The organism is Actinokineospora pegani (genome assembly GCF_009745975.1).
Classification (GTDB): domain Bacteria; phylum Actinomycetota; class Actinomycetes; order Mycobacteriales; family Pseudonocardiaceae; genus Actinokineospora; species Actinokineospora pegani.
In genome coordinates, this window is record NZ_WHOL01000077.1 from 1 (window position 1) to 23,442 (window position 23,442).

Here is a 23,442-nt window from a genome sequence, read left to right on the forward strand (position 1 = left end):
AGCCGCGCACCACGCCGTCAGCCGTAGGTGAAGTCGTCGAAGCAGTTGTTGAGCACGATCCGCCGCCTGCCCTGGGCCTGCGGCAGCGCCCGGTGCGCCCCGGTGATGTCGACGATCGCCAGGGTTCCCGCGGGGCACAGCAGGTCGACCGGCTGCCTGGTCGGCATGAGCGTCATGTCGAACTCGTAGCGGCTGCTGTCGACCATGTTCCAGCCGTAGTTCAGGTACCGGTCCACAGTGGGCAGATGGGTGCCGGGCACGTAGGAGTGGGCGCCGTCGGCCTGCTCGGTCACGTCGGTGAGGAACAGGAACGTCTTGAACTGGTCCTGCGCTGTCTGGTCGACGTGGTAGTCGCTGGTCTGCCCGGTGGACTCGTTGATGAAGCACTTGAACGCCCGTGAGGGCAGCTCACGCCCGCACGCCCCCGAGATGATCGCCGAGACCATCGGGTCCGACCGCAGCTCCGCGAACTCGGGGAACTCGCGGTCGACGTGGTAGACGCAGGTGATCCCCTTGTCCTTGCCGTCCACGCCGTCGGCGTTGCGCCACTCGACCACCCCGCCCGAGGGCAGCTCGGCCTTGCGCGATCCGGAGTAGACCAGGTAGTCGTCGTCGCTGCCAGTTCCCGGGTCCGGCGGCGAGGGGATCGCCGCCATGATCCGGTCGGCCCACTCCGCGCACTCCCGCGCGGACCGGTACCCCGGGATGAGCGCGTAACCGTCGCGCCGCAACGCTTGCGCGTACGCCCGCACCTCGACCGGGGCGTCGACAGGCCGCCGATACCGCCGAACCTTGTCGAGGTCGTAGGCGACCGTCTGCCCCAGGATTCCCGCGACTTCCCGCACTCGCCCGAACTTGAGCCTGCGCACCGTGTCAACGTTCGTCACACAACCACGATAACCTCGCAAAACGTACATGCCAAGCAGATCGTTAATACCTTTTCGCCGCAGTGGTGCGTTCCCTCGATGGGCCCGTTCGCCAACGGGGAGACCCCGTTGGCCCAGTTGCGGTCGACCCCTATCCGACGGAGTTCAGCAACCAGGTGCAACGCAGGCACAGGTCCGGGGTCGGGTCGCCGCATGCTCGACTTCGTGCCGAACAACACCGCGATCACCGCTGTGCGGCGATGGTCCACCGGCACGCCGATCTTCTGACGGCGGTGTGCTGAGCGGTGACCCTGATCCGCCCGCGCGGCCAAGTCGACGCCGTTTAGCGCGGCCACCGCGCCGAACGACTCGACCAGGCCGCGGGCGCTGATCGCGTGGGGTGACGAGCCGGGCCGCTCAGTCCCGCTGCTCGGCCATCGCCCGGATCAGGCTGGCGGGCCGCATGTCGGTCCAGTTCTGCTCGATGTAGGCCAGGCATGCCTCGCGGCTGTCCTCGGGGTGGACGGTCGTCCAGCCCGCGGGGACGTCGACGAACGAGGGCCACAGCGAGTGCTGGTTCTCGTCGTTGACCAGGACGAGGAAGCGGCCGCTGTCATCGTCGAACGGGTTCGTCACGTCGGGACCTCCGGTCAGCGGCCTCGGACGGCGGACAGGTCCGAGACCGTTCATTGATGAATGTGGCTCGTATTTCACGCGGTGTGAATTCTGATCGCGCGAAGCAAGGGTACGTCAACCAGGCGGAGATATACAGATCGTGACGGGCGCTCGAGGTTGACGTTGCTGTCTTTGTTCCCGCGATGAGTGGCGCCCCACCGACGCCCCCACGGCGACATGCTGCGCCACAAGATCGTCTTCGCCCTGTCCGGCAGGCTCGCACTCGAACCGCCCCGGGCGGCAGTCCTCTACCCGACGACCTGCCCGGGCAGCAGCACTCCCAGGCTGAGCATCTCGCAGCGGCAGCGATGCGGCCGATGAGCGCGCATCGGCCGCATCGCCCGAGTGAGGTCCAGTCCAAGCGGCCGCTCGGAGTTGGACTACTTGATTGTGGTGATAGCACACTTCCCGGTCTCGCCGTCGTGGCCTTGCGCGGTGATGGTGACCAGTTGAATCTGACTGTTCGGCACACCCGTGGTGAATATGACATCCGTCTGGCCGGCCGTGAACACGCCACTCTGGCCCGAAACTCGTGAACCATCCTTCTTCGTTATCTCATAGGCGAATTGATCACCTTCTCGCCCGAGGACGGTCAACTCCGCGGTGGGTACATTCTTTTTGCGTGCGACAATCGGTTCGGCGCACTCGGCCGGAGGGGCACCATGCGGGGCCGGAACCCCGAGGATTGCTCCCCCGGACGAGGTCGTCGATGTCTGCGTGGAAGGCGAAGTGTCTGAGCCATCGCCAGAGGGTTGATTCGTGCACGACACTGTCACCAGGCCAGCGGTCGCTACCGCCAGAACCATGGACGTGCCGCTCCTGCTGATCACCGGAAATATCCTCTCACCAATCGCTGTGCACCTCGCAGAACACCCCTGTCGGCAGGAAGGCTGTGCCTTTTCTGTCGTCGACCCGGAAGAACACGAAGTCTCCCCTCGGGAACATAATGTACACTTGCCCGCGCTTGAGCACCGGGGAGGTGCACGTGGTCGTCACCGTGTAGGTCTGCTGGTACTGCGTCTGCAAAGAGGCGTTAATCGCGCCCACTGTCACCCCGAGCCCGGCGGTGATCGAGGCGCTGATCGTCTTTCCGGCGGCGATCTGACACGTCGAACCGTCGGCCCGGCATTCGGAGATGGCCACGGGCCGCTTCACGCCGTGTTGAACTTCGTCGATGTACAGAGTGGCGGCGCTGGCAATCCCTGTCCCGAGGAACATTGCTATGCCAACGGTGGAAATTATCAGTATAGCTCGTGCGAACTTTCTCACAATTTCCCCTCCTATGTTGGATGGCACTTCGATTCGAAGGCTCATTTACCATGAGCCGACAGTTTTTGTAACTGCGGCCCTGTCTATCCGGACAGCCGTAGAATTTACCAGCGCGAGGAGTGGGAAACGGCCATGAAAATCAAGTTCACCTGTGCGAGTGGTGTTCTATCACCCCGAAGGTAGGAAATGGTAGCCACTTGGGTGAGGCTTCAGGATGTGTCCACACGATAGCGTGAACCCAGCCATAGCTGCCGAATGTCCCTTATGTGTGGAGCTGAATCGGTCGACGTGTGCTTCGGTGACATTGCCGAAAGTGTCCCTGGTCAGCGAATCTCGCGAACGCGGCCCGACCTGGGAGAGTGCCTACCCCCTCGTGTTCCCGGCCCAGTTCCCGCCCCGTCTCGTCCGCTGGAACGTCCGCACCGGACAGATCGACGAGTACCCCCTCCCGCGCTCGGCGGAATTCCCGCCGCTGCCCATCACGGGCATCCTCGACCGCGACACCGGGCGCGGCAAGGGATGGACCTGACCCCCAGCCTGCTCGCGCTGGTGATTCCGGTGCGTGCTTGCGCCGTTGTGCCGCGTCCGAACCGGTGAGTCGTTAGGCCGAGTGGCGGCTTTCCCGGGGCTGGAACCCGTGCCGGCCGCGATCGGGACGGCGCGAAATCGCGAGTTGTTGGCGAACTGATTGCCAGCCGGGTGGAGGGGACACACACTTCCCTGGTGATCCGTCGACTCGCCCTGGCCCTGGCCCTCGCCGCCGCGACGGCCGTCGGGCTGCCCGCCACCGCGTCCGCCGCCCCCGCCACCGTCGGCAACACCGACGGCGACGGGCTCAGCGTCCGGTCCGCGCCCACCCGCGCCAGCGCCTCGCTCGGCCTGGTCTGGGACGGCCGGGCCGTCGACGTCTCCTGTCAGGCCGCCGGGCAGTCGGTGACCAACACCAGGGGTTTCACCAGCGACCTGTGGGACTACGTGCCCGCGCTCGGCGGCTACCTCGCCGACGCGTACATGGCCACCGGCCACGACTACCGGATACCCGGCGTGCCGGACTGCGGCGGGTCCAGCGCGCCCAGCCTGATCCCGGTCTCGCAGTTCCACGGCCAGCCCAACCAGGGCGAGGACTGCGGACCGGCCAGCGTCGTGTCCGCCCTGCTCGCGGCGGGCGCCGCCCCGCGCGGCTGGAACCCGGCCAACCCGGTCGCCGCCGTCAACCAGGCCCGCCGCGACATGGGGTACGACCCGACCTGGAACAACCCGGCGCAGTTCGGCACGAACGAGACCGACGTGCGCCGGGCCCTGGCGGCCAACGGCTTCGGCAGCACCCTCTCGACCGGCTTCGACGCCTCCCTGTCCCACGTCCGCGCCGGTGGCCAGGCCGTCATGGCGGGCAACATGATCGATCTGCCCTGGTCGGGCGCCAACGTCGCGCACTTCCTGACCGTGGCGGGCTACAACGCCGCGACCGGCGAGTACCTCGTCCTGGACCCGGCCTCGCGACCGGTGGTGTACCGCGCCGGTCGGTCCGTGCTGGCCGCCTACTGGGACAACCACCTGGGGCGGGCCGCCGTCCTGCTCTGATCCCACCCCCGGCGGTCAGGCCAGGCTTTGCTTGACCCAGGCCAGGTTGGCGCGCATGCCCGACTCCCACCCCGCGAGCCGCCGGGCGACGATGCGGCCCTCCTTCTCGGCCATGGACTCGATGGCCGCCGACAGGCCGGACCTGCCCGGGCCCATCCGCGCCCACTGCCGCAGGGTGACCGGACCGGGGCCGGGGTCGACCTCGAAACCCCAGGTCGCCACGGGGCCGTCGGGGCCCTGGACGTCGTACACCCAGCGGCGCAGCGGCTCGACCTCGACGATCACCGACTCGGTGTGCCACTGCCCGATGTCCGGGTGCTCGTTGCGGCCGCGGAAGCGGTTGCCGACCGCGACCTCCGAACCCTCCACCCACTCCACCTCCCGCAGCTCCGCGGAGGTTCGGACCGGCAGCGAGATGTCGGTGACCAGCGCCCACACGGCCTCCGGTGTGGTATCGATCCGCTCGCTGACCTCCACGGTCGGGCAGTCCCGGTAGCGCATACGTCCTCCACTGTCCTCGAACTGGCTCGTTGTACGGACTATGGCACTGTGCGGGAAGCGCGTGAACGACGGCGGGGCCAGGCGGGCCGCACTCGCCCCTGTTGACTGTGCCGTAGGGGCACAGGTTCAACTGGGTGTCGCCAGGGCTGTGCGAGCCCTGGCCGCTCACCCAGTGGCGCCGGCGTCGAGCGCGCCGTCAGGAGGAAGTCGAATGCGGAGAACTGTGTCGGTGGCTCTCGCCGCCGCGGTGGCGGCGGTTGTCGTGGTCCCGGTGGTGTCGCAGGCGGAGGCGCCGGAGGCGCTGCGGTGGGGGCCGTGCCCGGCGGACGTCACCTCGCCCGGCCTGGAGTGCTCGACGCTCCAGGTCCCGTTGGACTACCGACATCCAGGCGGTCGGAAGATCGAGATCGCGATCTCCCGCCTGGCGAGCGAGAACCCGGCGCGGCGGCGCGGTGTGCTGCTGACCAACCCAGGCGGTCCGGGTGGCGCGGGACTGGACTACCCGGGCATCCTCGCGAACCCCGCTCTCCCCACGCCCCTGCCCCAGGGCGTGCGGGACCGCTACGACGTGATCGGGTTCGACCCGCGCGGTGTCGGCCACAGCGCGCCGGTGACCTGCGACCTGACGCCGGAGCAGATCTCACGGGGCAACCTGCCGTACCCGGACACCGCGGCCGACGTCGTGGAGCAGGCCGAGTTCGCCGAGACCGTCGCCCGGCAGTGCGCGACCTCGGCGACGGCCTGGATGCTGCCGCACATCACCACCGCGAACACCGCGCGCGACATGGACCTGATCCGCGAGGCGCTGGGCGAGCCGCGGCTGTCCTACCTCGGCGCCTCCTACGGGACGTACCTCGGCGCGGTGTACGCGACGATGTTCCCGCGGCGCGGCGACCGGATCGTGCTCGACAGCAACCTCGGACCGGGCGGGTACGACATCACGGCCATGCGCAGGTTCGGCCGCGGCCTCGAGGAGCGGTTCCCGGACTTCGCGGAGTTCGCCGCCGCCAACCCCCACCACGGGCTGGGCAGCACACCGGAGCAGGTGGGGGCGAAGTTCTTCGAGCTGGCCGCGAAGCTGGACGAGACGCCGGTCCACGGGATCGACGGGTCCCTGTTCCGCGGGATCACCTTCGAGAAGCTCTACGCCGACCTGACCATGCCCAACCTCGCCGCGATCTGGCGGGCGCTCGACACCGGCCAGCCACCGCCCATCGCGGCGCCCGTGGGCGACCTGGACAACGTGTTCGCGAGCCGCCTGCACGTGATCTGCGGTGACTCGCGCTGGCCGACCTCGGTGCGCGGCTACCAGCGCGACGTCGCCGTGGACCGGGTCCGCTACCCGATGCTGGGCGCGGCGGGGGCCAACATCGGCCCGTGCGCGTTCTGGCCGAAGCCGGTCGAGCCGCGGGTGCGCATCGGGGACCGGGGCCCGTCGAACGTCCTGCTGGTGCAGAACCTCCGCGACCCGGGGACGCCGCTGGTCGGCGCCCGGGAACTGCGCCGCGCGCTCGGCGACCGCGCCCGCCTGGTCACCGCCGACCAGGGCGGCCACGGCGCCTACCTCCTGCTCGCCGAGAACGACTGCGCGAACGACACGGTGACCAGATTCCTGACCGCGGGCGAACACCCCGAGCGCGACCTCGCTTGCGCCGCGGAGCCCGACTGATCACCGCGTGAGCCGCCGCCGCCGGGGTCAGGCACTCGTGTAGCGGCTGGGCGGGGTGCCGGTCCACCGCGTGAACGCGTGGGTGAAGGCGGACGGGCTGGCGTACCCGAGCCGGTGGGCGACCTCGGGGATGGCCAGGCGCAGCGTGGTGAGCATCTCGACGGCGAGGGTGTGGCGGACCTCCTCCCGGAGGGCGCGGAAGGTCGTGGCCTCGGCGGACAGGCGGCGGTGCAGGGTGCGCCGGTCGATGTGCAACTCGGCCGCGATGGTGGCGGCGGTGGGGATGTCGCTGGGATCGCGCAGGAGCCTGCCCCGCACCCGCGCGGCGAGGCCGTCCCGGTGGCGGCGCCTGCGCAGCAGTTCCAGGCACTGCTGCTCGCACACGCGGGCGGTGTCGGGGTTGGGCAGGGCGGCGGGGTGGTCGAGGATGTCGGCCGGGATGGTGATCAGGGTCCGGGGCCGGCCGTAGGTGACGTTCCGCGTGGGCAGCAGCGCCGCGAACGCGGCGCCCCGGTCGGCGGTGAACGGGAGCGCGAGGTGGATCTCGCCCTGGCGGGCCTGGGCGGCGGAGCCGAGGAACCCGGGGATGACCACCCCGAGGATGACCGCGAGGTCGCGTTCGACGAGGAAGTCGCGCACGTCGTCGGGCAGGTCGTCGGGCAGGTCGTCGTCGATGGCCAGGCGTGCGCTGGTCGGCGTCTCGGTCGCGGTGAGGGTGACGAAGGCGTGCCCCAGCTCCAGGTACCGCAGCGCCACCCGGGCCGCGTCGCGCACGGTGGGGCTGGACAGGATGGCGAACCCCAGGAGGCCGAAGCTGCCCAGGTTGCTCAGCGCCGCCATCTCCCCGCCCAGCCCCGGCGGGTTCCCGAGTTCGGTGACCAGGGCGCGGGCCACGGCGAGTTCCTGGGCCGCCTCGACCGTGCCCCCGTCGTCCGCCAGGTCAGCGGCGTCCAGCCCGCTGGTGGCCAGCAGCCTGCTCACCGGGATGTCGCGCCGGGCGCCCAGCAGCACCATCCCGCGCACGGCCAGGTTGCTCCGGCGGTAGTCCCATCTCGGCTTGCCCGGCCCCACTGTCCCAAACTAGCAAATAGGTGTCCCGAGAACGCATTCACCGCGCGGTCGCCCGCTTCCTAGGCTTCTCCCATGACCACTGACCACGCCATCGTCGACGCGTGCCGCGCCCTCGCGGCCCAGTCTGCGCGAGAGGTCCACGTCGATCCCGCCACCGTCGAGCTGACCCCCTGGCTGCGGGTGGGCGACCCGCTGGCGGAAGCCGCGTGGCACGCCATCCGGCACGCGGGCCACCGCGGTGACGCCCTGCTCGCGGTCAGGGCCATGGCCGCCGACGGCGACCCCGCGTGCCAGGCGCTGCTCCTGGACGTGGAGACCGTCCCGTCCTGGGCCGATTTCGACGCCATGCGCCCCGGCGCGGCGTTCGGCTCCCGCAACCCGCACGGTTTCCTCGTCGGCCTGCTCAGCTCGCTGGCCATGACCTACACCAACGCCGAGGTCGCCGCCGTGCTCGGCCGCGGCGACAACCTGCGCCGCCTGCTGCCCCGACGGCTGTTCGAGAGCATGACGCTGTTCGCCGCCGCGCTCGACGTCGACAGCATGCGCCCCGGCGGCCCCGGCTGGGAGCGGGTGGTCCGCGTCCGGCTCATGCACACCATGGTCCGCACCGGCATCCAGCGCACGGCCGCCCACGACAGCCCGGTGCCGATCAACGCGCTGGAGACGACCGGCGGGACCTTCCTGTTCGGCGCCATCCGGCTGCGCGCCATCGCCGAGGCGGGCGGCCGACCCGACCCCGACGAGGCCGAGAGCCACTACCTGATGTGGCGCTACATCACCCGCCTGATCGGCGCCCCGCCCGAGCTGACCTGCTCCACCAACGCCGACCAGCGCGTCATCGACGCCCGCCTGGCGCAAGGCCTCTACTCGCCGACCGAGGACTCCCGCTCGCTGATCCGGGTCTTGTTCGAGGGCCTGCCCGCCCTCGAGGTCGGCCCACCCGCACCCCCGGCCTTCTACGCCGCGCTCCTGCGCAGGCTCCTCAGCCGCGAGCTGGTCCCCGAGATCAACGCCGACATCCCCGACGACCTGGGCATCCCCCGCTCGACCATCCCCGCCCTGGCGGTTCGCGGCGCGGCCACGGCCGCCCGCCTCGCCGACCCCCTGCTCCGCTCCGCCCTCCTGCGCCCCCGAGCCGAACGCGCAGGCCGCACGTGGATCGCCAACACCATCGACCGCGGCTTGGCGGGCCGACCCGCCCGCCACCAGGCCACTGAATCCACGTGACCGATCGCGGTCGCGCCGAATCCAGGCCCCACCCGGATCGATTCCCGTGTCGACCCGGGCAGGAGCGCCCACAATCGTTCTGGCACAACGATTAGACCGAGTACCGGTGCCGCTCAGTCCGACGGTGCGGCGCAGGGACGACTGGGCAGCTCATCCGCGCTAGTAGCAGCTCGACTGGATGACCCTGCTGCGCTCGAGCTGGCCCACGGTCCCGTCGTAGCGGGCGAGGTAGTGGTACGGCCCCCGGTAATCCAGGATGCGGACCAGCGAGTTCTCGGGAACCCAGATGCCCGAGGTCGGACTCGTGTAGAGGGTCGCGGAGCTGTTGGTGCGGCACAGGTCGTTCGGACTGGCCGCCGCGGCGACCACCGGCATCGAGATGGCGATGGCTGAGGCCAGGGTGGCAGCCGCGACTCCGCGTAGGAGAGCACGCATGTGGTTCCTCGTCTCCGTCAGGATCGGTGCGATCTCGTACGGACAGTAATTGATCGTGTGCCCGAGGAGTAGGTCCATTTGGGGCGGTCGCAGGCGCGCGGGAGACCAAGATCGACGTGGTGATACCCAATCGGCTCAAGGCGACCAGGATCGCGCGCATCCGCCGAACAGGTCGCGGGTCAGCCCGCGAGGGCGACCTGGACCCAGGCCAGGATCACCAGCAGTGACGGGCCCCGGCTGAGTTGGAGCGAGAGCCAAATGGGCATCCCGCCGGTGCCGAAACCCAGTTCCAGCACCGGGTTCGTGTACTCGATCGGGGGGCGCGCCGCCATGCGGTGGATGACGAGCACCGACCCGACCGCGGACAGCACGCAGACCACCGCCGCCATGCCCGGCAACGCGGGCGCCGTGACCGCGCACCACACCACGGCCCCGGTGGCGGGGACCACGAGGTGGGCCAGGACCAGTTCCCGGTCGCCGCCCCCGAGCAGCCGCCGCAGGGCGGGACTCCGGCAGATGATCCTGAGCCCGCCCGCGAGCCGGTCGGCGGCGAGGAAGGCCGCGATCACGTGCACGGCGGGGAGCGCGGCGGGGGAGACGGTGGCCTCGGCCAGGTACGGCACCGGCAGCAGCCCGACCCACACCGCGAGCCCCGTCCAGGCCCGCCGCACCCGCACGAGGTCGGCGGCGACCAGGGCGGTGAACCGGTTGCCGCGCAACCGCACCGACCGCACCCGCCCCACCCGGCGGGCGCGCTTGACGAGCAGGACGCCCCACAGGATCGTCGGCTCCAGGAACGTGGTCGCCACCGTCGTGGCCTCGGCCACGTCCGCGCCGACCGCGAGCTGGGCCCGGCTGAGCCGCGCGAGGCCCGCCTGCGCGAACCAGACCACCACACCCGCGACGACGACAGCCACGACCACGCCGCCCGCGGGCAGGGTCGGGAACGTCCCGGGGCGCACCACCGGAACCGCGACCATGCCCGCGGCGCACAAGCCCAGCACGACGTTCAGGCCAACCTGCACCCGGCGGACCCTAGCCGCGCTTGTCTGCGCCGACACCGCGGTCGCCGCTGCGGAGACCCCAATCGCCCCACCGGCCACGAGCGCTCCCACGACGGCGTCCTGCTCACCGCCACCAGCGATCACCGCGAGCAGGGCGACCAGCGCGCCGCTGACACACCCGGCCCACAGCACGACCACGAACCGCCCGCCCAGCAGCGCCCGCCGGTCGATCGGTGTGCTCAACAACCACGACTGCGCTGGTCCACGCACCAGCACCGGCCCGAGCACCAGTGCCACTTTCGCCCACGCGGCGGTAACCAGCACCACACCGAGCGCCACGCCCCACTGCCGCAGCACCAACGCCCCGCCGTCCGGCGCCCTGGCCACCGCCCGCTCGAACCCGACCTGCGCCGCCCCCGCCCCCAGCCCCAGAACCATCGCCACATACGCCGCGCCCAGCACCAGATCGGCCAGCCGCTGCCGCGCTGAGACGCGCCGCGACCGGTACGACCGCAGTACCCGCCGCGCCGCACCCGCGGTCGGCACCTCTGTCGTCATCCCACGGAGCACCTAGACACCAACCTCAACAACCACATCCACCACCGCGTCGAGCAACCCCGCGTTGTGCGAGGCGATCAACAACCCGCTGCCGCGCTCCTTCTCCCGCACCAACCTCTTCGTCAGCCACCGCATCCCCTCGGCGTCCAAGCGCTGCTCCGGCTCGTCCAGCACCAACAACCTCCTCGGCCGGACGAAACAGGACGCCAACCCCAGCCGGTGCCGCTGCCCGGTCGACAAGGTCACCGGCAACTGGTCCTGTGCCGCCCCCAGCCCGACCTCCTCCGCCACGCGCGCCGCCGCCGCCTCGGGCCCCTCCGCCCCGTGCGCCCACGCGCACAGCCGCAGGTGCTCGATCACCGACATGTCCGGGAAGAAGTCGATGTCGTCCAACAGACAAGCCACAGCCGCCCGAACCGCCGGGCTCGCCTCGTCGAACGTGGCCCCATCGAGCAACACCTCGCCCGAATCCAACTCCTCCACCCCCATCACGCACTTCAGCAAAGTCGACTTCCCCGACCCGTTCGCGCCGACGACCCCCACCGCCTCACCCGGCCGCACGACGAAGCTGACGTCGTCCAGGATCACCAGGTCCCCGAACGCCTTGTCCGCGCCCACCACCGCTATCACGGCCTCCCCAGACCCCGATGACATGTCGCTCAGATCCCTCCCATGACCCACCGCAGCGGTGAAGGCCCGCAGAGCGGCGAGGGCCACCCCGGCGGTGCCCAACAGCGAACGGTACCCGTCAGGCAGTCGTTGCTCGCCGAACGCTCCACCGGGCCTCCGCCACGTCGATCCGCAGGGGCGCCGGGAGGTGCTCACCGCGGGCCGGTCGGGTGCGCAACGTGATCACCCCAATGGCGGTGGCCGCCACCCCAGTGGCGGACGAGCGTCAGGCCCACTGACTGGTTTGCTCGTGCGGACGATTTCTCGATGATTGAGAGGAACCGGGTTATGTCCAGGTACAGACGGGTGTTCGGCATGATGGCGGTGGCGTTGCTCGCGGCCGCCGCGCTGGTGGCTGGGGCCGGCACGGCCACGTCCGCGCCCGCGGGGGTCACCGGCGTGTGGTCTTGCACCTACCCGGCGAGCAGCACGTACACCGGAGCGCGCCACAGCAGCAGTTGCGGCTTCTCGCCCTACGAGTACAACGTCACCGCACCCGCGGACGGCCTCTGGGCTTGCACCGTCCCCTCCGGCTGGTCCTACACCGGCGCCCGCCAGGGCAGCAACTGCAACCCCGCCGCCATCTCCTGGGAGTACAAGCTCGCCACCCCCAGCACCGGCATCTGGATGTGCACAGTCCTTTCCGAACACACCTACTACGGCGTCCGCCAGGGCCTCAACTGCGGCTCCGGCTTCAACTACGAGTACAAGATCGTCATCCCGACCAACGGCGCCTGGGCCTGCTACCCCCCGCCCGGCTGGTCCTACACCGCGACCCGCATGGGCAGCAACTGCGGGACCGGCTTCAACTACGAGTACCGACTGTTCAAGCTCTGACACCCGCCGAGGAGCCCGGCAGGCCGGGGCCGGGCTCCCCGCACCCGACTCGTCGCTGGGTTAGCCTGGGTCCCATGAGCAGGACCTCGACGGGGGCGACGCGAGCCAGGCGGGGCGCAGCGCCCGCCGGGGGCCGCTCGGCCACCGCACCCGCGCGGCACGTGGTCATCCAGCCCTCGTTCGGCAACCAGCACGCGCGCAGGCACTGGGCCGACACACTGGACCGGCTCGTCGACTACCGCGCGCCGCGGCTCGCGGAGGCGTTGACCAACGACCAGGCGGCTGCCCTGGACGCCCAGCACCCGGATGGGCGGGCCCACTTCTGGGGCGCCTCCGACAAGCACGACAAGCGCGCCGACCTGCTGGTGGCCGGGGACGTCGTGCTCCTCACCGGCCGCAAGCACGTCCTGGCCGTCGGCGAGGTCGGCCACGCCTTCCGCAACCCCGGCTTCGCCCGCGCGCTGTGGCGCCCGGACCCGGCGCGCTGCCTGTGGAGCAACGTCTACAGCTTCCGCGCCCTGTGCCGCCCGCACATCCCCTATGAACAGGTGTGGGCGCTGCCGGGGTTCAACCCCGGGGACAACTTCATGGGCCTGCGGCTGCTGTCCGCCGAGAAGGCGTCGTCCATCCTCGGGCTGCTCGACGGCCTCGCCCCGGCGACGCGGTGATGTCGGAGATGTTCGAGGGCTTCCACTCGCGCTCGATCGAGGTCGAGGACGCGTCCATCTTCACCCGCTACGGGGGAGCGGGACCCCCGGTGGCGTTGCTGCACGGCCACCCCAGGACCTCCGCGACGTGGCACCGCGTCGCGCCCGCCCTGGTCCACCGCGGGTTCACCGTCGTCTGCCCGGACCTGCGCGGCTACGGTCAATCCCGCGGACCGGCCCCGACCCCGGGCCACGAGGCCCACTCGAAGCGCGCGGTCGCCGGTGACGTGGTGTCGGTGATGCGGTCGCTGGGGCACCACCGTTTCCTGCTGGCCGGGCACGACCGAGGCGGGGCCGTGGCGCTCCGGCTCGCCCTGGACCACCCCGAAGCGGTGTCGCGGATCGCCGTGCTCGACTGCCTGCCCATCAGCGAGCACCTGTCCCGCGTCACCGCGAAGTTCGCCACGCAGTGGTGGCACTGGTTCTTCTTCGCCCAACCCGACATCCCCGAACGGGTCATCAACGCCGATCCGGACGGCTGGTACCACGGCGACCCGGACAGCATGGGGCAGGAGAACCACGACGAGTGGCGCGAGGCCGTGCGCAACCCCGGTGTGGTGCGGGCGATGCTCGAGGACTACCGGGCCGGGCTGACCGTCGACCGGGGCCACGAGGAATCCGACAGACGGGCAGGCAAGCAGATCCGGTGCCCGGCGCTGGTCCTGTGGTCGCTGCGGGACGACCTCGAAGACCTCTACGGCGACCCGCTGGGGATCTGGCGGGACTGGGCGCCAGACGTGCGCGGTCACGGGATCGACTCCGGGCACCACGTCGCCGAGGAAGCCCCGGACGCGCTCACCGACGCGCTCGCCGACTTCTTCCACGGCTGATCGCGGTCCCGGAGCACCACCCCGTCGATGCTTGTCGGCAGCGGACGGCCGTGGCGGTGGCCATTCTGACCGTTTACACCATCGCCCGGGGAGCGCTGCTGCCCCAGATGCTCAACGGCCCGCCCGGTCCACCTTGACGGCTGCCCGTGACCGCTGCCCGTGACCGCTGTCCTCCCGACGCGCGTCAGGACTCGGCGAGGTCGACGAGCTTGCGCACGGTGTTCCAGTTCCGCATGGTGACCGAGCGGTCGAGCTTGTTGGCCGAGAGCACCTTGGCCAGTCGCGAGTCGCGCACGCCGTCGGCGAACCACACGTACAGCGTGCCCTCGTCCAGGACGACGCGTTCATCGCCGAGTGCGTCGTGGTCGATCGCGTCGACCGTCTTCCTCTCGGGCGCCGGGTCGCCGAAGCCGACGTGGAACAACTTCGGCTCTCGCGCGGCCTCGTCGGGCATCGGGTTGCGCTCGATGATCCGCTCGACCTGGCCCCGGCTGCGCACGACCGTGTGGATCGAGAGCCCGAAGGTGTCCTCGATGCCCTTCCGGACTTCCCGCGCGACCGCGGCCGGGTCGTCGGTGTCCGTGGTGACCACGGCGTTGCCGCTGTTGAGCAGCGTCCGGACGTTCGTGTGGCCGAGGGCGGTCAGCATGTCCCGCAATGGGCCCATCGCGATCCTGTTGTGCTTGCCGACGTTGATCCCGCGTAACAGGACGATGTGCGAGGTGGCCACCGGAACCCCTTCTCAGTGTTCGCCCGACAGTCGTCGCGCTGCCGGGAGTGTATTGGGTTCCGGCAGCCGTGTTCGTCCGCCGCGGCGGTCGTGTTCCAGGTGCTCGGACATCCGGCTTCGAGGACGCGGAGACGACGCGTCGATGATGATCACCTTTTCGGATGAACTCAAGGGGGGCTTGCGAACGTGTGATCGTGTTAGCATTGCGGCATGCACCTGGCTCCTCATGAGCGCGACAAGCTTTTGGTTTATGTGGCAGCGAAATTGGCTGAGGAGCGATTGGCGCGTGGGGTGTTGTTGAACTACCCGGAAGCGGTCGCGTTGATCACGCGGCACATTCTGGAAGGCGCGCGGGACGGGCAGACCGTCGCGACGCTGATGCAGACCGCGCGCGGCGTGGTCCACGTGAGCCAGGTGATGGACGGGGTGCCGGACATGGTGGACGAGGTCCACGTCGAGGCCACTTTCCCCGACGGGACCAAGCTGGTCGTCGCGGAGAGCCCGATCCACCTGCCGTGACTATCCGGCCGTCGTGGCGGAAGGGAACCCGTCGACCTCGGCGGGCGCGATTCCGTCGCCGTGATGTCGATCTTCCTCTTATGCGCCGATCCGTCGTGTCGAGGTGGACAGTCGGGTCGAGTGGACAGTCGTGTCGAGGTGAACAGGAGTCGCCCGAGAATGAAGCCAGGAGAGATTCTGCCCGGAACCGGTGATGTCCCGCTCAACCCCGGAATGGACCTGATCGAGGTCACCGTGGACAACACCGGGGACCGGCCGGTCCAGGTCGGTTCGCACTACCACTTCGCCGCGGTCAACCCGGCGCTGGAGTTCGACCGGGCGGCGGCTTGGGGGTACCGCCTGAACATCCCCGCGGGGACGGCCAAGCGGTTCGAGCCGCGCCGGTACGGGCCGGTGGAGTTGGTGCGCATGGGTGGGGACCGGCAGATCCCCGGCCTGCGCCCGGAGTTCGCAGGCGAGTTGGACCACCGGTCGCACGAGCCGACCCCGTTCCGGTTCGGCGCGAAGGGCGAGGGACCGATCCGTTGAACGACCGGAGGCCTGCGGTGTCCATCCCGCGCGAGACCTACATCGACCTGTTCGGCCCCACCACCGGCGACCGCGTCCGGCTCGCCGACACCGACCTGTTCATCGAGGTCACCGAGGACCGCAGCCAGGGGGCGGCGGGTTCGGGCAACGAGGTCGTCTTCGGCGGCGGCAAGGTCATCCGGGAGTCGATGGGCCTGTCGAACCGGACCCGCGCCGGGGGCGGCACCGCCGACGTGGTGATCACCGGTGCGGTCATCCTGGACCACTGGGGCGTGGTGAAGGCCGACATCGCCATCCGGGACGGCCGCATCGCCGGCATCGGCAAGGCGGGCAACCCGGCCACCGACCCGACGGTCGACCCGGCGCTGGTGATCGGACCGTCCACTGAGGTCATCGCGGGCAACGGCAAGATCGTCACCGCGGGCGGGGTCGACTGCCACGTGCACTTCATCTGCCCGCAGTCCGCCGAGACGGCGCTCGCCTCCGGGCTGACGACGCTGATCGGCGGCGGCGCCGGGCCCGGCGAGGGCAGCAAGGCCACCACGGTCACCGCGGGCGCGTGGAACGTGGCCCGGATGATGCAGGCGCTGGACTCCGTCCCGGCCAACGTCCTGTTCCTGGGAAACGGCTGCTCGACCAATCCGGACGCGCTGATCGAGCAACTCGACGGCGGCGTCGGCGGCCTCAAGATCCACGAGGACTGGGGCGCGACCCCCGCCGTGCTGGACACGGCGCTGCGGGTCGCCGAGGAGACCGGCATCCAGGTCGCGCTGCACGCCGACACCCTGAACGAGGCGGGCTTCTACGAGTCGACCCGGGACGCGGTCAACGGCCGCTCCATCGCGGTGTTCCACGCCGAGGGGGCGGGCGGCGGGCACGCGCCGGACATCATCAAGGTGGCGGGGCTGGCGAACGTGCTGCCGTCGTCGACCAACCCGACCCGCCCGCACACGGTCAACACCAAGGACGAGCACCTGGACATGGTGATCGTCTGCCACCACCTGAACAAGGCGCTGGACGAGGACATGGCGTTCGCGGCGAGCCGGATCCGGGAGGGGACCATCGCCGCCGAGGACACCCTGCAGGACATGGGCGCCATCTCGATCATGAGCTCGGACGCGCAGGCGATGGGCCGCATCGGCGAGGTGGTGTCCCGCACCTGGCAGACCGCGCACGTGATGAAGGCCAAGCGGCCGGACCGGGAGAACGACGGGAAGGCGGACAACCTCCGCGCCCGCCGGTACGTCGCGAAGTACACGATCAACCCGGCCATCGCGCACGGCATCGACCGGCACGTCGGCTCGGTCGAGGTCGGCAAGATGGCCGACCTGGTGCTCTGGGACCCGAAGTTCTTCGGGGTGCGCCCGCACATCGTGCTCAAGGGCGGGTTCGCCGCCTGGGCGGCGATGGGGGACGCGAACGCCGCGATCCCGACCCCGCAGCCCTACATCGGCAGGCCCATGTTCGGGTCGCAACCGCGCGCCGCCGCGGCGGGCAGCGCGTTCTTCGTCGCACCGGGCGCGAACACCGACGCGCTGCGCGAACTGGGCATCGCGACCGACCTGGTGGCGATCGACCGGACCCGTGAGGTGACCAAGGCGGACATGCGGGAGAACCGGGCGACCCCGCGGATCGAGGTCGACGCGGACACCTTCCAGGTCACCATCGACGGCGAGCGGGTCACCAGCGACCCGGTCAGCGAGGTTCCGATGGCCCAGCGCTACTTCCTGTTCTGATGCCGGGCACCCGCGGTGGGCTCGCGGTGCTGGCGCTCGCCGACTCCCGGTTCCCCAACGGGGGCCACGTGCACTCCGGCGGGGTGGAGGAGGCGGTGGCCCGCGGGTTGATCACCGACGTCGGCCACCTCCGGGAGTTCCTGTTCGGTCGCCTGCGCTCGGCGGGCCTGGTCGCCGCGGTGTTCGCCGCCGCGGCCGCGCACGCCGCCGCCGGGCGCCGCGCGGACTGGCCGGGGCTGGACGCCGAACTCGACGCCCGCACCCCGTCGCCCGCGCAACGCGCGGCGTCCCGCGCGCAGGGGTGGGGTCTGCTGCGGGCGGGCCGGGCGGCCTGGCAGTCGCAGGCGTTGTCCGACCTGGTGTCCACGACCGGGCGGCCGCACCACCCACTCGTGCTCGGCGTGCTGATCACCGCCTCCGGCGCGGGGGCCCGGGATGCGGCGCTGGTGGCCGGCTACCACTCGGTCAGCGGCCCGTCGTCGGCGGCGGTGCGGCTGCTCGGCCTCGACCCGTTCGCGGTCAACGCGCTGCTGATCGAGCTGACCGCCGAACTCGACGACCTCGCCGACACCGCGTCGGCCTCGGCCCACCTCCCGCCCGCGGACCTGCCCGCGCCCGGGTCGCCCGCACTGGACCTGCTCGCCGAGTCACACGATCACCACCACCGAGAAGAGGTGCGTCTCTTTGCTTCCTGACAACACCCGGCCGCACGGCGGGAACGGCCACGGCCACGGCCACCGGCACCCGGTGAACTTCGACCCGACCGCGACCGAGCCGGACCCGCACGCGCAGACCCCGTGGCACGGTCGGCCGTTCCGGCTGGGCATCGGCGGACCGGTCGGCAGTGGCAAGACCGCGCTGACCGCCGCGCTGTGCCGCGCGCTCGGCGGCGCGGTGAACCTCGCGGTCGTCACCAACGACATCTACACGACCGAGGACGCCGACTTCCTCCGCGCCGCGGGAGTCCTCGACCCGGACCGGGTCGAGGCCGTGCAGACCGGGGCCTGCCCGCACACCGCCATCCGCGACGACATCACGGCCAACCTCGACGCCGTGGACCGGCTCACCGAACGCCACCCGGGGCTGGAGCTGGTAATCGTGGAGAGCGGTGGGGACAACCTGACGGCCGTTTTCAGCCGGGGGCTGGCGGACCGGCAGATCTTCGTGGTCGACGTGGCCGGTGGCGACAAGGTGCCGCGCAAGGGGGGACCGGGGGTCACCACCGCCGACCTGCTGGTGATCAACAAGATCGACCTGGCCGACCACGTCGGCGCCGACATGGCCGTGATGGTCTCCGACGCCCACCGGATGCGCGGCGCCCTGCCGGTGATCACCCAGTCGCTGACCCGCACGCCGAACGCGCCGGACGTCGCGGACTGGGTGCGGGCGCAACTCGCGGTCCCGCTGGGCGTCTGAGCGGTGCGCTCCGTCGCGATCGTGAGCGCCGAGCGGGCCGCCGACGGCCGCACCGCGATCCGGGAGTTGCGCTCGGAGTCGCCGACGCGGTTGATCCCGCGCCGCCCGGCGGTGCCCAGCCGGGACGGCAGCGCCACCGTCCGGATGGTCGCCTCGGCCGCCGGTCCGCTGGGCGGCGACCTGCTGGAACTGCGGGTGCGGGTGGGCGCGGGCGCGCACCTGCGGCTGGTCGGCACCGGCGCGACGCTGGCACTGCCCGGCCCCGGCGGGGAACCCAGCCGCGCGACCGTGCGCATCGAGGTCGAGCCGGGCGGGGTGCTGGAGTACCTGCCGGACGAGACGATCGTCTGCGCGGGGGCCGACCACCACACCGAACTGCGCGCCGACCTCGCCGCGGGCAGTCGACTGCGGACCCGGGAGGTGCTGGTCCTCGGCCGACACGCCGAGGACCCCGGCAGGCTGACCACCGCGACCCACGTCGTCCTGTCCGGCTCCCCCCTCCTGCGCCAGACCCTGGACCTCACCGACCCCAGACTGCTGGCCAGCCCGGGCCACCTCGTGGGCGCGAAGGTCCTGGCCACCGAACTCGTCGTCGGCGACGAGGACCCGGCGACCGCCTCGACCGGCCCGTGGTGGTCCCTGACCCCGCTCGCGGGCGGCGGCACGCTGGCCACCGCCCTGGCCGACGACCCCGCCACCGCCACCGCCCGCCTCGCCGCCGCACTGGGCGACCACGCGTCCCGCGAACCGGGCGCGGCACCGCCTGCCCCACTGCCCGCGTCCGCCTGACCGGGCGCCCCGGCAGAGCCGAGGACGACACCCCTGGCCATCGGCTCGGGCAGCACGCCTGGGCAGGCCGCACCATCGTCGGCGCCGCCTCCCGCTCGCCGTGTGCGATGCGCCACGGAGTCGAGCGCCCACCGGCTTTGGTTGGGCGAGCCGCCCGGGCACGCGTCCACCGAGGGCGCTGTCGACCTGCGGCGTTCCACGTCCTCGCCCCGTCGACGGGTGGGCCGCCCGGCCGATCCGACTGAGTTGCGGTCAGGGCCCGGGTCGGGAAGGGTGATGCGCGGGTGAGCCGGGAAGTCTGGTCGGCACCGTCGTTGTCGACCCTTTATGGAGGCTCGGTGTCTGCTGAGAAGCCTGACAGTCGCACGTTCACCATCTTCGGCCGCGGGTCCTGGTCGGAGGCTCGACGCATCGGCGACGTGCTGCGGACCGAGACGGTGGGCGGTGTGCTGCTCGCCGTCGCCGCGGGAATCGCCCTGGTGTGGGCCAACTCACCGTGGTCGGCCGGGTATGAGTGGCTGAGCGGATTGCGCGTGGGGCCTGCGGCCCTGCACCTCGACCTGACGCTGGCGCAGTGGGCCGCCGACGGGTTGCTCGCCATCTTCTTCTTCGTCGCGGGGTTGGAGCTCAAGCGCGAGTTCGTGGCGGGCGACCTGCGCGAATTCCGGCGGGCGGTGTTGCCGGTGGCCGCAGCGGTGGGTGGGATGATCGTGCCCGCCCTGATCTACGTGCTGGTCAACCTGAGCGACCCCAGCGCCCTGTCGGGGTGGGCCATCCCCACGGCGACCGACATCGCGTTCGCGCTGGCCGTGCTGGCGCTGATCAGCACGCACCTGCCCACGGCGTTGCGGACGTTCTTGTTGACCTTGGCCGTGGTGGACGACCTCATCGCCATCCTCATCATCGCGGTGGTCTACACGCAGGACCTCTCCCCGATCCCGCTGGCGCTGGCCGTGGTGCCGTTGGCGTTGTTCGCGCTGCTGGTGCAGAAGCGGGTGCGGTCGTGGTGGCTGCTGCTGCCGCTGGCGGTGGCGACGTGGGTGCTGGTGCACGAGTCCGGAGTGCACGCCACGGTGGCCGGAGTGCTGTTGGGCTTCGCGGTCCCGGTGGTCCGGCGGGCGCCGGGGGAGGGGCCGGGGCTGGCCGAGCACTTCGAACACCGGTGGCGCCCGCTGTCGTCGGGGGTGGCGGTCCCGGTGTTCGCGTTCTTCGCCGCGGGCGTGTCGATCGCCGACGCGGGCGGTGCGGACGCGCTGACGCACCCGATCACGATCGGCATCGCGCTGGGCCTCGTCCTGGGCAAGGCCATCGGTGTGGTCGGCGCCACGTGGCTGGTGCAGCGGTTCACCCGCGCTCGGATGGCCGATGGGCTGGGCTGGTGGGACGTGCTCGGGCTCGGCCTGTTGGCGGGCATCGGGTTCACCGTCTCGCTGCTCATCGGCGAACTGGCCTTCGGCGCCGGGTCCGAACGCGACGCCGAGGTCAAGGTGGGCGTGCTGGTGGGCTCCCTCGTCGCGGCCCTGCTGGCGACCGTGCTGCTGCGCGCGCGCAACCGCGTCCACCGGCGGATCTCTGCCGAGGAGCAGGTCGACGAGAACGCCGACGGCATTCCCGACGTCTACCAGGAGGACCGGCCGTCGGACCGCGAGTGAGCGCCGGGCTCCCCGTGGGGCCAAGCGCGCACACGGGCGGTCGAACGCCGCTCACCGGGCCTTTCGAGCACAGTGGACCCCTCGGTCGCCGTCACACAGTCGTCAAGTTCGTTCGCTAGGGTCCGCTGGCCGTGATCGTCCCAGCGCGAGCAGGAGGAACAATGACCGAGTCGGCGCACGAGCCGCCCGAGCCCCAGGTCCAGGTGGCCCGCAGGGGCGTCTACGGCAAGGTCTTCTGGCCCGCCGTGGGCATTGTGGCGGCGTTCGTGGCCACCACGGCCATCTCGCCGACGGCCACGCAGAACGCGGTCAGCGACGTCTCGGCCTGGATCGTGGGCACCTTCGGCTGGTACTACACCGTGCTGGTCTCCGGGTTCGTGGTGTTCGCGATCTGGCTGGGCCTCGGTCGGTTCGGGACGATGCGGTTGGGGGACGACGACGACAGGCCGGAGTTCTCCCGGCTGTCGTGGTTGGCGATGCTCTTCGCCGCGGGAATGGGCATCGGCCTGGTGTTCTGGGGTGTGGCCGAGCCGCTGAACCACTTCGCGGGCATCCCCAACCGGGCCTCCGGGATCGAGGCCGCCGACGAGGCGGGCGCGCAGGCGGCCATGGTGCGGACTTTCCTGCACTGGGGCCTGCACCCCTGGGCGATCTACGTCATCGTCGGCCTCGCCATCGCCTACGCCGTGCACCGCCGCAAGCGCCCGGTGTCCATCCGGTGGGCGCTGGAGCCGGTGCTGGGCAAGCGGGTCAACGGTTGGCTCGGCGACACCATCGACGTGATCGCCGTCGTGGGCACGCTGTTCGGCGTGGCGACCTCGCTCGGCCTGGGCGTCGCGCAGATCGCGGCGGGCCTGGACTTCATGGGGGTCGTGCGGGACCCGGGCAACCTGACCATGGTCGTGCTGATCGGCGCGATCACCCTGTTGGCCATCGCGTCGGTGGTCAGCGGCGTCGGCAAGGGCATCAAGTGGCTGTCCAACGCCAACATGGGGCTGGCCGGGGCGCTGCTGCTGTTCGTGCTCATCGCGGGGCCCACGCTGTTCATCCTGCGCGAGTACGTGCAGTCGACCGGCCTGTACCTCCAGGAGCTGGTGCGGCTCAGCTTCAACACCACCGCCTACCAAGGACCCGAGGGCGAGACCTGGCAGGGGTACTGGACCGCGTTCTACTGGGGGTGGTGGATGTCCTGGGCGCCGTTCGTCGGCGTGTTCATCGCCCGCATCTCCCGTGGCCGCACCGTGCGCGAGTTCGTCGGCGGCGTGCTGCTCGTGCCCACCCTGCTCAGCTTCTTCTGGTTCTCGGTGTTCGGCGGGGCGGGCCTGTTCCGCGAGCTGGTCGGCGAGGGCGGCCTGGTCGGCACCGACGAGACCGGCGCGGCGACCGTCGACACCAACGGCGCCCTGTTCACCCTGCTCGACTCGATGCCCGGCGGCGCCGTCGTCGTCGGCCTGGGCGTCCTGCTGATCATCTTCTTCTTCGTCACCTCTTCGGACTCCGGGTCGCTCGTGGTCGACATGCTCGCCTCCGGCGGCGACACCGACCCGCCGAAGTGGAGCCGGGTGTTCTGGGGCGTCACAGAGGGTGTCGTCGCGATCGCGCTGTTGTTCGCGGGTGGGCTGTCCGCGTTGCAGGGGGTCGCCATCGCGATCGCGCTGCCGTTCAGCGTGGTGATGCTCGCCATGTGCGTGGCTCTGTACAAGCAGTTCAGCCGCGACCGCCGGACCATGGTCTCCCCGACTCGCGCCCCCGCGGCCGATCCCGGTTCCGGGGACGACCGTGCGGCGGCGGGCTAGGTCGTATTTCGAAAGCCGCTGTTCGCGATAGCCGCGCCGGAGCGGCCCCTGGCGGCACGGGGCGGAGGTGCCGGTACCGGTGTTGTACCGGCACCTCCACCCCGCACCGCCAGGAACCACCCCGATCACGACTCTCATCGAACGGACTTCCGAAACACGACCTAGGGCCGCCGCGCTGGTCGTCCACAGTCGGTGATCAGCCCCGGGCGGCTTCGTCACGCGATCGCAAAGCGGTGACACGGTCGGTCGACAGGAGCGCTGGGCACAGTCGCGGCATGCCACCGCACCCACCCCCCGCCGCTGCCCGTTCCGCCGTTCGCGCGCGCCTGCGCGGGCTCTGCGTGGCCCGCCCGGCGGTGCGCGAGTGCCCGGAGCGT

Annotated in this window: 25 protein-coding genes; 15 read left to right on the forward strand and 10 right to left on the reverse strand. The window is 71.1% G+C overall.

The features are described 5' to 3' along the window. Positions 1-17 precede the first annotated feature (17 nt). The 4 genes from GCL84_RS11975 to GCL84_RS11990 form a co-directional block, all read right to left on the reverse strand. Positions 18-887 (reverse strand): phytanoyl-CoA dioxygenase family protein, encoded by an 870-nt coding sequence (locus GCL84_RS11975; RefSeq protein ID WP_197523189.1) that lies wholly within the window; start codon positions 885-887, stop codon positions 18-20. Between the two features lie 396 nt (positions 888-1,283). Continuing rightward, positions 1,284-1,502 carry an MbtH family protein gene (locus GCL84_RS11980; protein ID WP_235926168.1) on the reverse strand — a complete coding sequence of 73 codons (219 nt, stop codon included), beginning with the start codon at positions 1,500-1,502 and terminating at the stop codon, positions 1,284-1,286. Positions 1,503-1,921: 419 nt separating this feature from the next. Next, complete coding sequence (locus GCL84_RS11985) at positions 1,922-2,371, reverse strand: hypothetical protein (protein ID WP_156755518.1); 450 nt, start codon at positions 2,369-2,371, stop codon at positions 1,922-1,924. 13 nt (positions 2,372-2,384) lie between these two features. Next, the gene (locus tag GCL84_RS11990) at positions 2,385-2,759 is read right to left on the reverse strand and encodes a hypothetical protein (protein WP_156755519.1); all 375 of its coding nucleotides are present in this window, start codon (positions 2,757-2,759) and stop codon (positions 2,385-2,387) included. A 349-nt stretch (positions 2,760-3,108) separates the two neighbouring features. Here GCL84_RS11990 and GCL84_RS11995 point away from each other — a divergent pair, with 349 nt between their 5' ends. Together GCL84_RS11995 and GCL84_RS12000 are read left to right on the forward strand one after the other, a co-directional pair. Then, the gene (locus GCL84_RS11995) at positions 3,109-3,339 is read left to right on the forward strand and encodes a hypothetical protein (RefSeq protein WP_156755520.1); all 231 of its coding nucleotides are present in this window, start codon (positions 3,109-3,111) and stop codon (positions 3,337-3,339) included. A gap of 194 nt (positions 3,340-3,533) precedes the next feature. Continuing rightward, complete coding sequence (locus GCL84_RS12000) at positions 3,534-4,391, forward strand: C39 family peptidase (RefSeq protein WP_235926169.1); 858 nt, start codon at positions 3,534-3,536, stop codon at positions 4,389-4,391. 15 nt (positions 4,392-4,406) lie between these two features. Here GCL84_RS12000 and GCL84_RS12005 read toward each other — a convergent pair whose 3' ends face one another. After that, positions 4,407-4,892: an SRPBCC family protein gene (locus GCL84_RS12005; protein WP_156755522.1), complete on the reverse strand. Its 486-nt coding sequence runs from the start codon at positions 4,890-4,892 to the stop codon at positions 4,407-4,409. Positions 4,893-5,103: 211 nt separating this feature from the next. On the opposite strand from GCL84_RS12005, the gene GCL84_RS12010 reads away from it, so the two are divergent. Continuing rightward, entirely contained in the window at positions 5,104-6,561 is a 1,458-nt protein-coding gene (locus tag GCL84_RS12010) for an alpha/beta hydrolase (RefSeq protein WP_156755523.1), read from the forward strand. A 27-nt stretch (positions 6,562-6,588) separates the two neighbouring features. Here the strand turns inward: GCL84_RS12010 and GCL84_RS12015 are convergent, their stop codons facing one another. Then, positions 6,589-7,632, reverse strand: a complete 1,044-nt coding sequence (locus GCL84_RS12015) for an AraC family transcriptional regulator (protein ID WP_156755524.1) — start codon at positions 7,630-7,632, stop codon at positions 6,589-6,591. A 72-nt stretch (positions 7,633-7,704) separates the two neighbouring features. Between GCL84_RS12015 and GCL84_RS12020 the strand changes: the two genes are divergently transcribed. Continuing rightward, complete coding sequence (locus GCL84_RS12020; RefSeq protein ID WP_156755525.1) at positions 7,705-8,859, forward strand: oxygenase MpaB family protein; 1,155 nt, start codon at positions 7,705-7,707, stop codon at positions 8,857-8,859. Positions 8,860-9,018: 159 nt separating this feature from the next. On the opposite strand, the gene GCL84_RS12025 is transcribed toward GCL84_RS12020, so the two are convergent. From GCL84_RS12025 to GCL84_RS12035, 3 genes are all read right to left on the reverse strand, one after another. Then, a complete protein-coding gene (locus GCL84_RS12025; protein WP_156755526.1) occupies positions 9,019-9,294 on the reverse strand; it encodes a hypothetical protein in 276 nt (91 codons plus the stop codon). Between the two features lie 179 nt (positions 9,295-9,473). Then, positions 9,474-10,856, reverse strand: coding sequence for a DUF6297 family protein (locus tag GCL84_RS12030; RefSeq protein ID WP_156755527.1), 1,383 nt, complete (start codon positions 10,854-10,856; stop codon positions 9,474-9,476). Positions 10,857-10,868: 12 nt separating this feature from the next. Next, the gene (locus GCL84_RS12035) at positions 10,869-11,486 is read right to left on the reverse strand and encodes an ABC transporter ATP-binding protein (RefSeq protein WP_197523190.1); all 618 of its coding nucleotides are present in this window, start codon (positions 11,484-11,486) and stop codon (positions 10,869-10,871) included. A gap of 327 nt (positions 11,487-11,813) precedes the next feature. Between GCL84_RS12035 and GCL84_RS12040 the strand changes: the two genes are divergently transcribed. The 3 genes from GCL84_RS12040 to GCL84_RS12050 all read left to right on the forward strand — a co-directional run bounded on the left by GCL84_RS12040 (position 11,814) and on the right by GCL84_RS12050 (position 13,899). Further along, a complete protein-coding gene (locus GCL84_RS12040; protein WP_156755529.1) occupies positions 11,814-12,362 on the forward strand; it encodes a hypothetical protein in 549 nt (182 codons plus the stop codon). 74 nt (positions 12,363-12,436) lie between these two features. Continuing rightward, complete coding sequence (locus GCL84_RS12045; protein ID WP_235926170.1) at positions 12,437-13,030, forward strand: hypothetical protein; 594 nt, start codon at positions 12,437-12,439, stop codon at positions 13,028-13,030. Positions 13,031-13,038: 8 nt separating this feature from the next. Further along, positions 13,039-13,899, forward strand: coding sequence for an alpha/beta fold hydrolase (locus GCL84_RS12050; protein ID WP_156755669.1), 861 nt, complete (start codon positions 13,039-13,041; stop codon positions 13,897-13,899). 184 nt (positions 13,900-14,083) lie between these two features. On the opposite strand, the gene GCL84_RS12055 is transcribed toward GCL84_RS12050, so the two are convergent. Then, positions 14,084-14,629, reverse strand: coding sequence for a DUF1697 domain-containing protein (locus GCL84_RS12055; protein ID WP_156755530.1), 546 nt, complete (start codon positions 14,627-14,629; stop codon positions 14,084-14,086). A gap of 210 nt (positions 14,630-14,839) precedes the next feature. On the opposite strand from GCL84_RS12055, the gene GCL84_RS12060 reads away from it, so the two are divergent. From GCL84_RS12060 to GCL84_RS12095, 8 genes are all read left to right on the forward strand, one after another. Then, positions 14,840-15,148: an urease subunit gamma gene (locus tag GCL84_RS12060; RefSeq protein ID WP_156755531.1), complete on the forward strand. Its 309-nt coding sequence runs from the start codon at positions 14,840-14,842 to the stop codon at positions 15,146-15,148. A gap of 159 nt (positions 15,149-15,307) precedes the next feature. Next, the gene (locus GCL84_RS12065) at positions 15,308-15,676 is read left to right on the forward strand and encodes an urease subunit beta (protein ID WP_156755532.1); all 369 of its coding nucleotides are present in this window, start codon (positions 15,308-15,310) and stop codon (positions 15,674-15,676) included. Between the two features lie 17 nt (positions 15,677-15,693). Continuing rightward, positions 15,694-17,412, forward strand: a complete 1,719-nt coding sequence (locus GCL84_RS12070) for an urease subunit alpha (protein WP_156755533.1) — start codon at positions 15,694-15,696, stop codon at positions 17,410-17,412. Continuing rightward, the gene (locus tag GCL84_RS12075; protein WP_156755534.1) at positions 17,412-18,107 is read left to right on the forward strand and encodes an urease accessory protein UreF; all 696 of its coding nucleotides are present in this window, start codon (positions 17,412-17,414) and stop codon (positions 18,105-18,107) included. Before GCL84_RS12070 ends, GCL84_RS12075 begins: the two co-directional genes overlap by 1 nt. Then, positions 18,097-18,828 (forward strand): urease accessory protein UreG, encoded by a 732-nt coding sequence (gene ureG, locus GCL84_RS12080; protein ID WP_156755535.1) that lies wholly within the window; start codon positions 18,097-18,099, stop codon positions 18,826-18,828. The genes GCL84_RS12075 and ureG overlap by 11 nt, the downstream gene beginning before the upstream one ends. Before the next feature lie 3 nt (positions 18,829-18,831). Beyond that, on the forward strand, positions 18,832-19,617 hold the full coding sequence (locus GCL84_RS12085; protein WP_156755536.1) for an urease accessory protein UreD: 786 nt from the start codon (positions 18,832-18,834) through the stop codon (positions 19,615-19,617). 338 nt (positions 19,618-19,955) lie between these two features. After that, the gene (gene nhaA / locus GCL84_RS12090; RefSeq protein WP_156755537.1) at positions 19,956-21,269 is read left to right on the forward strand and encodes a Na+/H+ antiporter NhaA; all 1,314 of its coding nucleotides are present in this window, start codon (positions 19,956-19,958) and stop codon (positions 21,267-21,269) included. A gap of 161 nt (positions 21,270-21,430) precedes the next feature. Continuing rightward, positions 21,431-23,065 (forward strand): BCCT family transporter, encoded by a 1,635-nt coding sequence (locus GCL84_RS12095; protein WP_156755538.1) that lies wholly within the window; start codon positions 21,431-21,433, stop codon positions 23,063-23,065. Positions 23,066-23,442 lie beyond the last annotated feature (377 nt).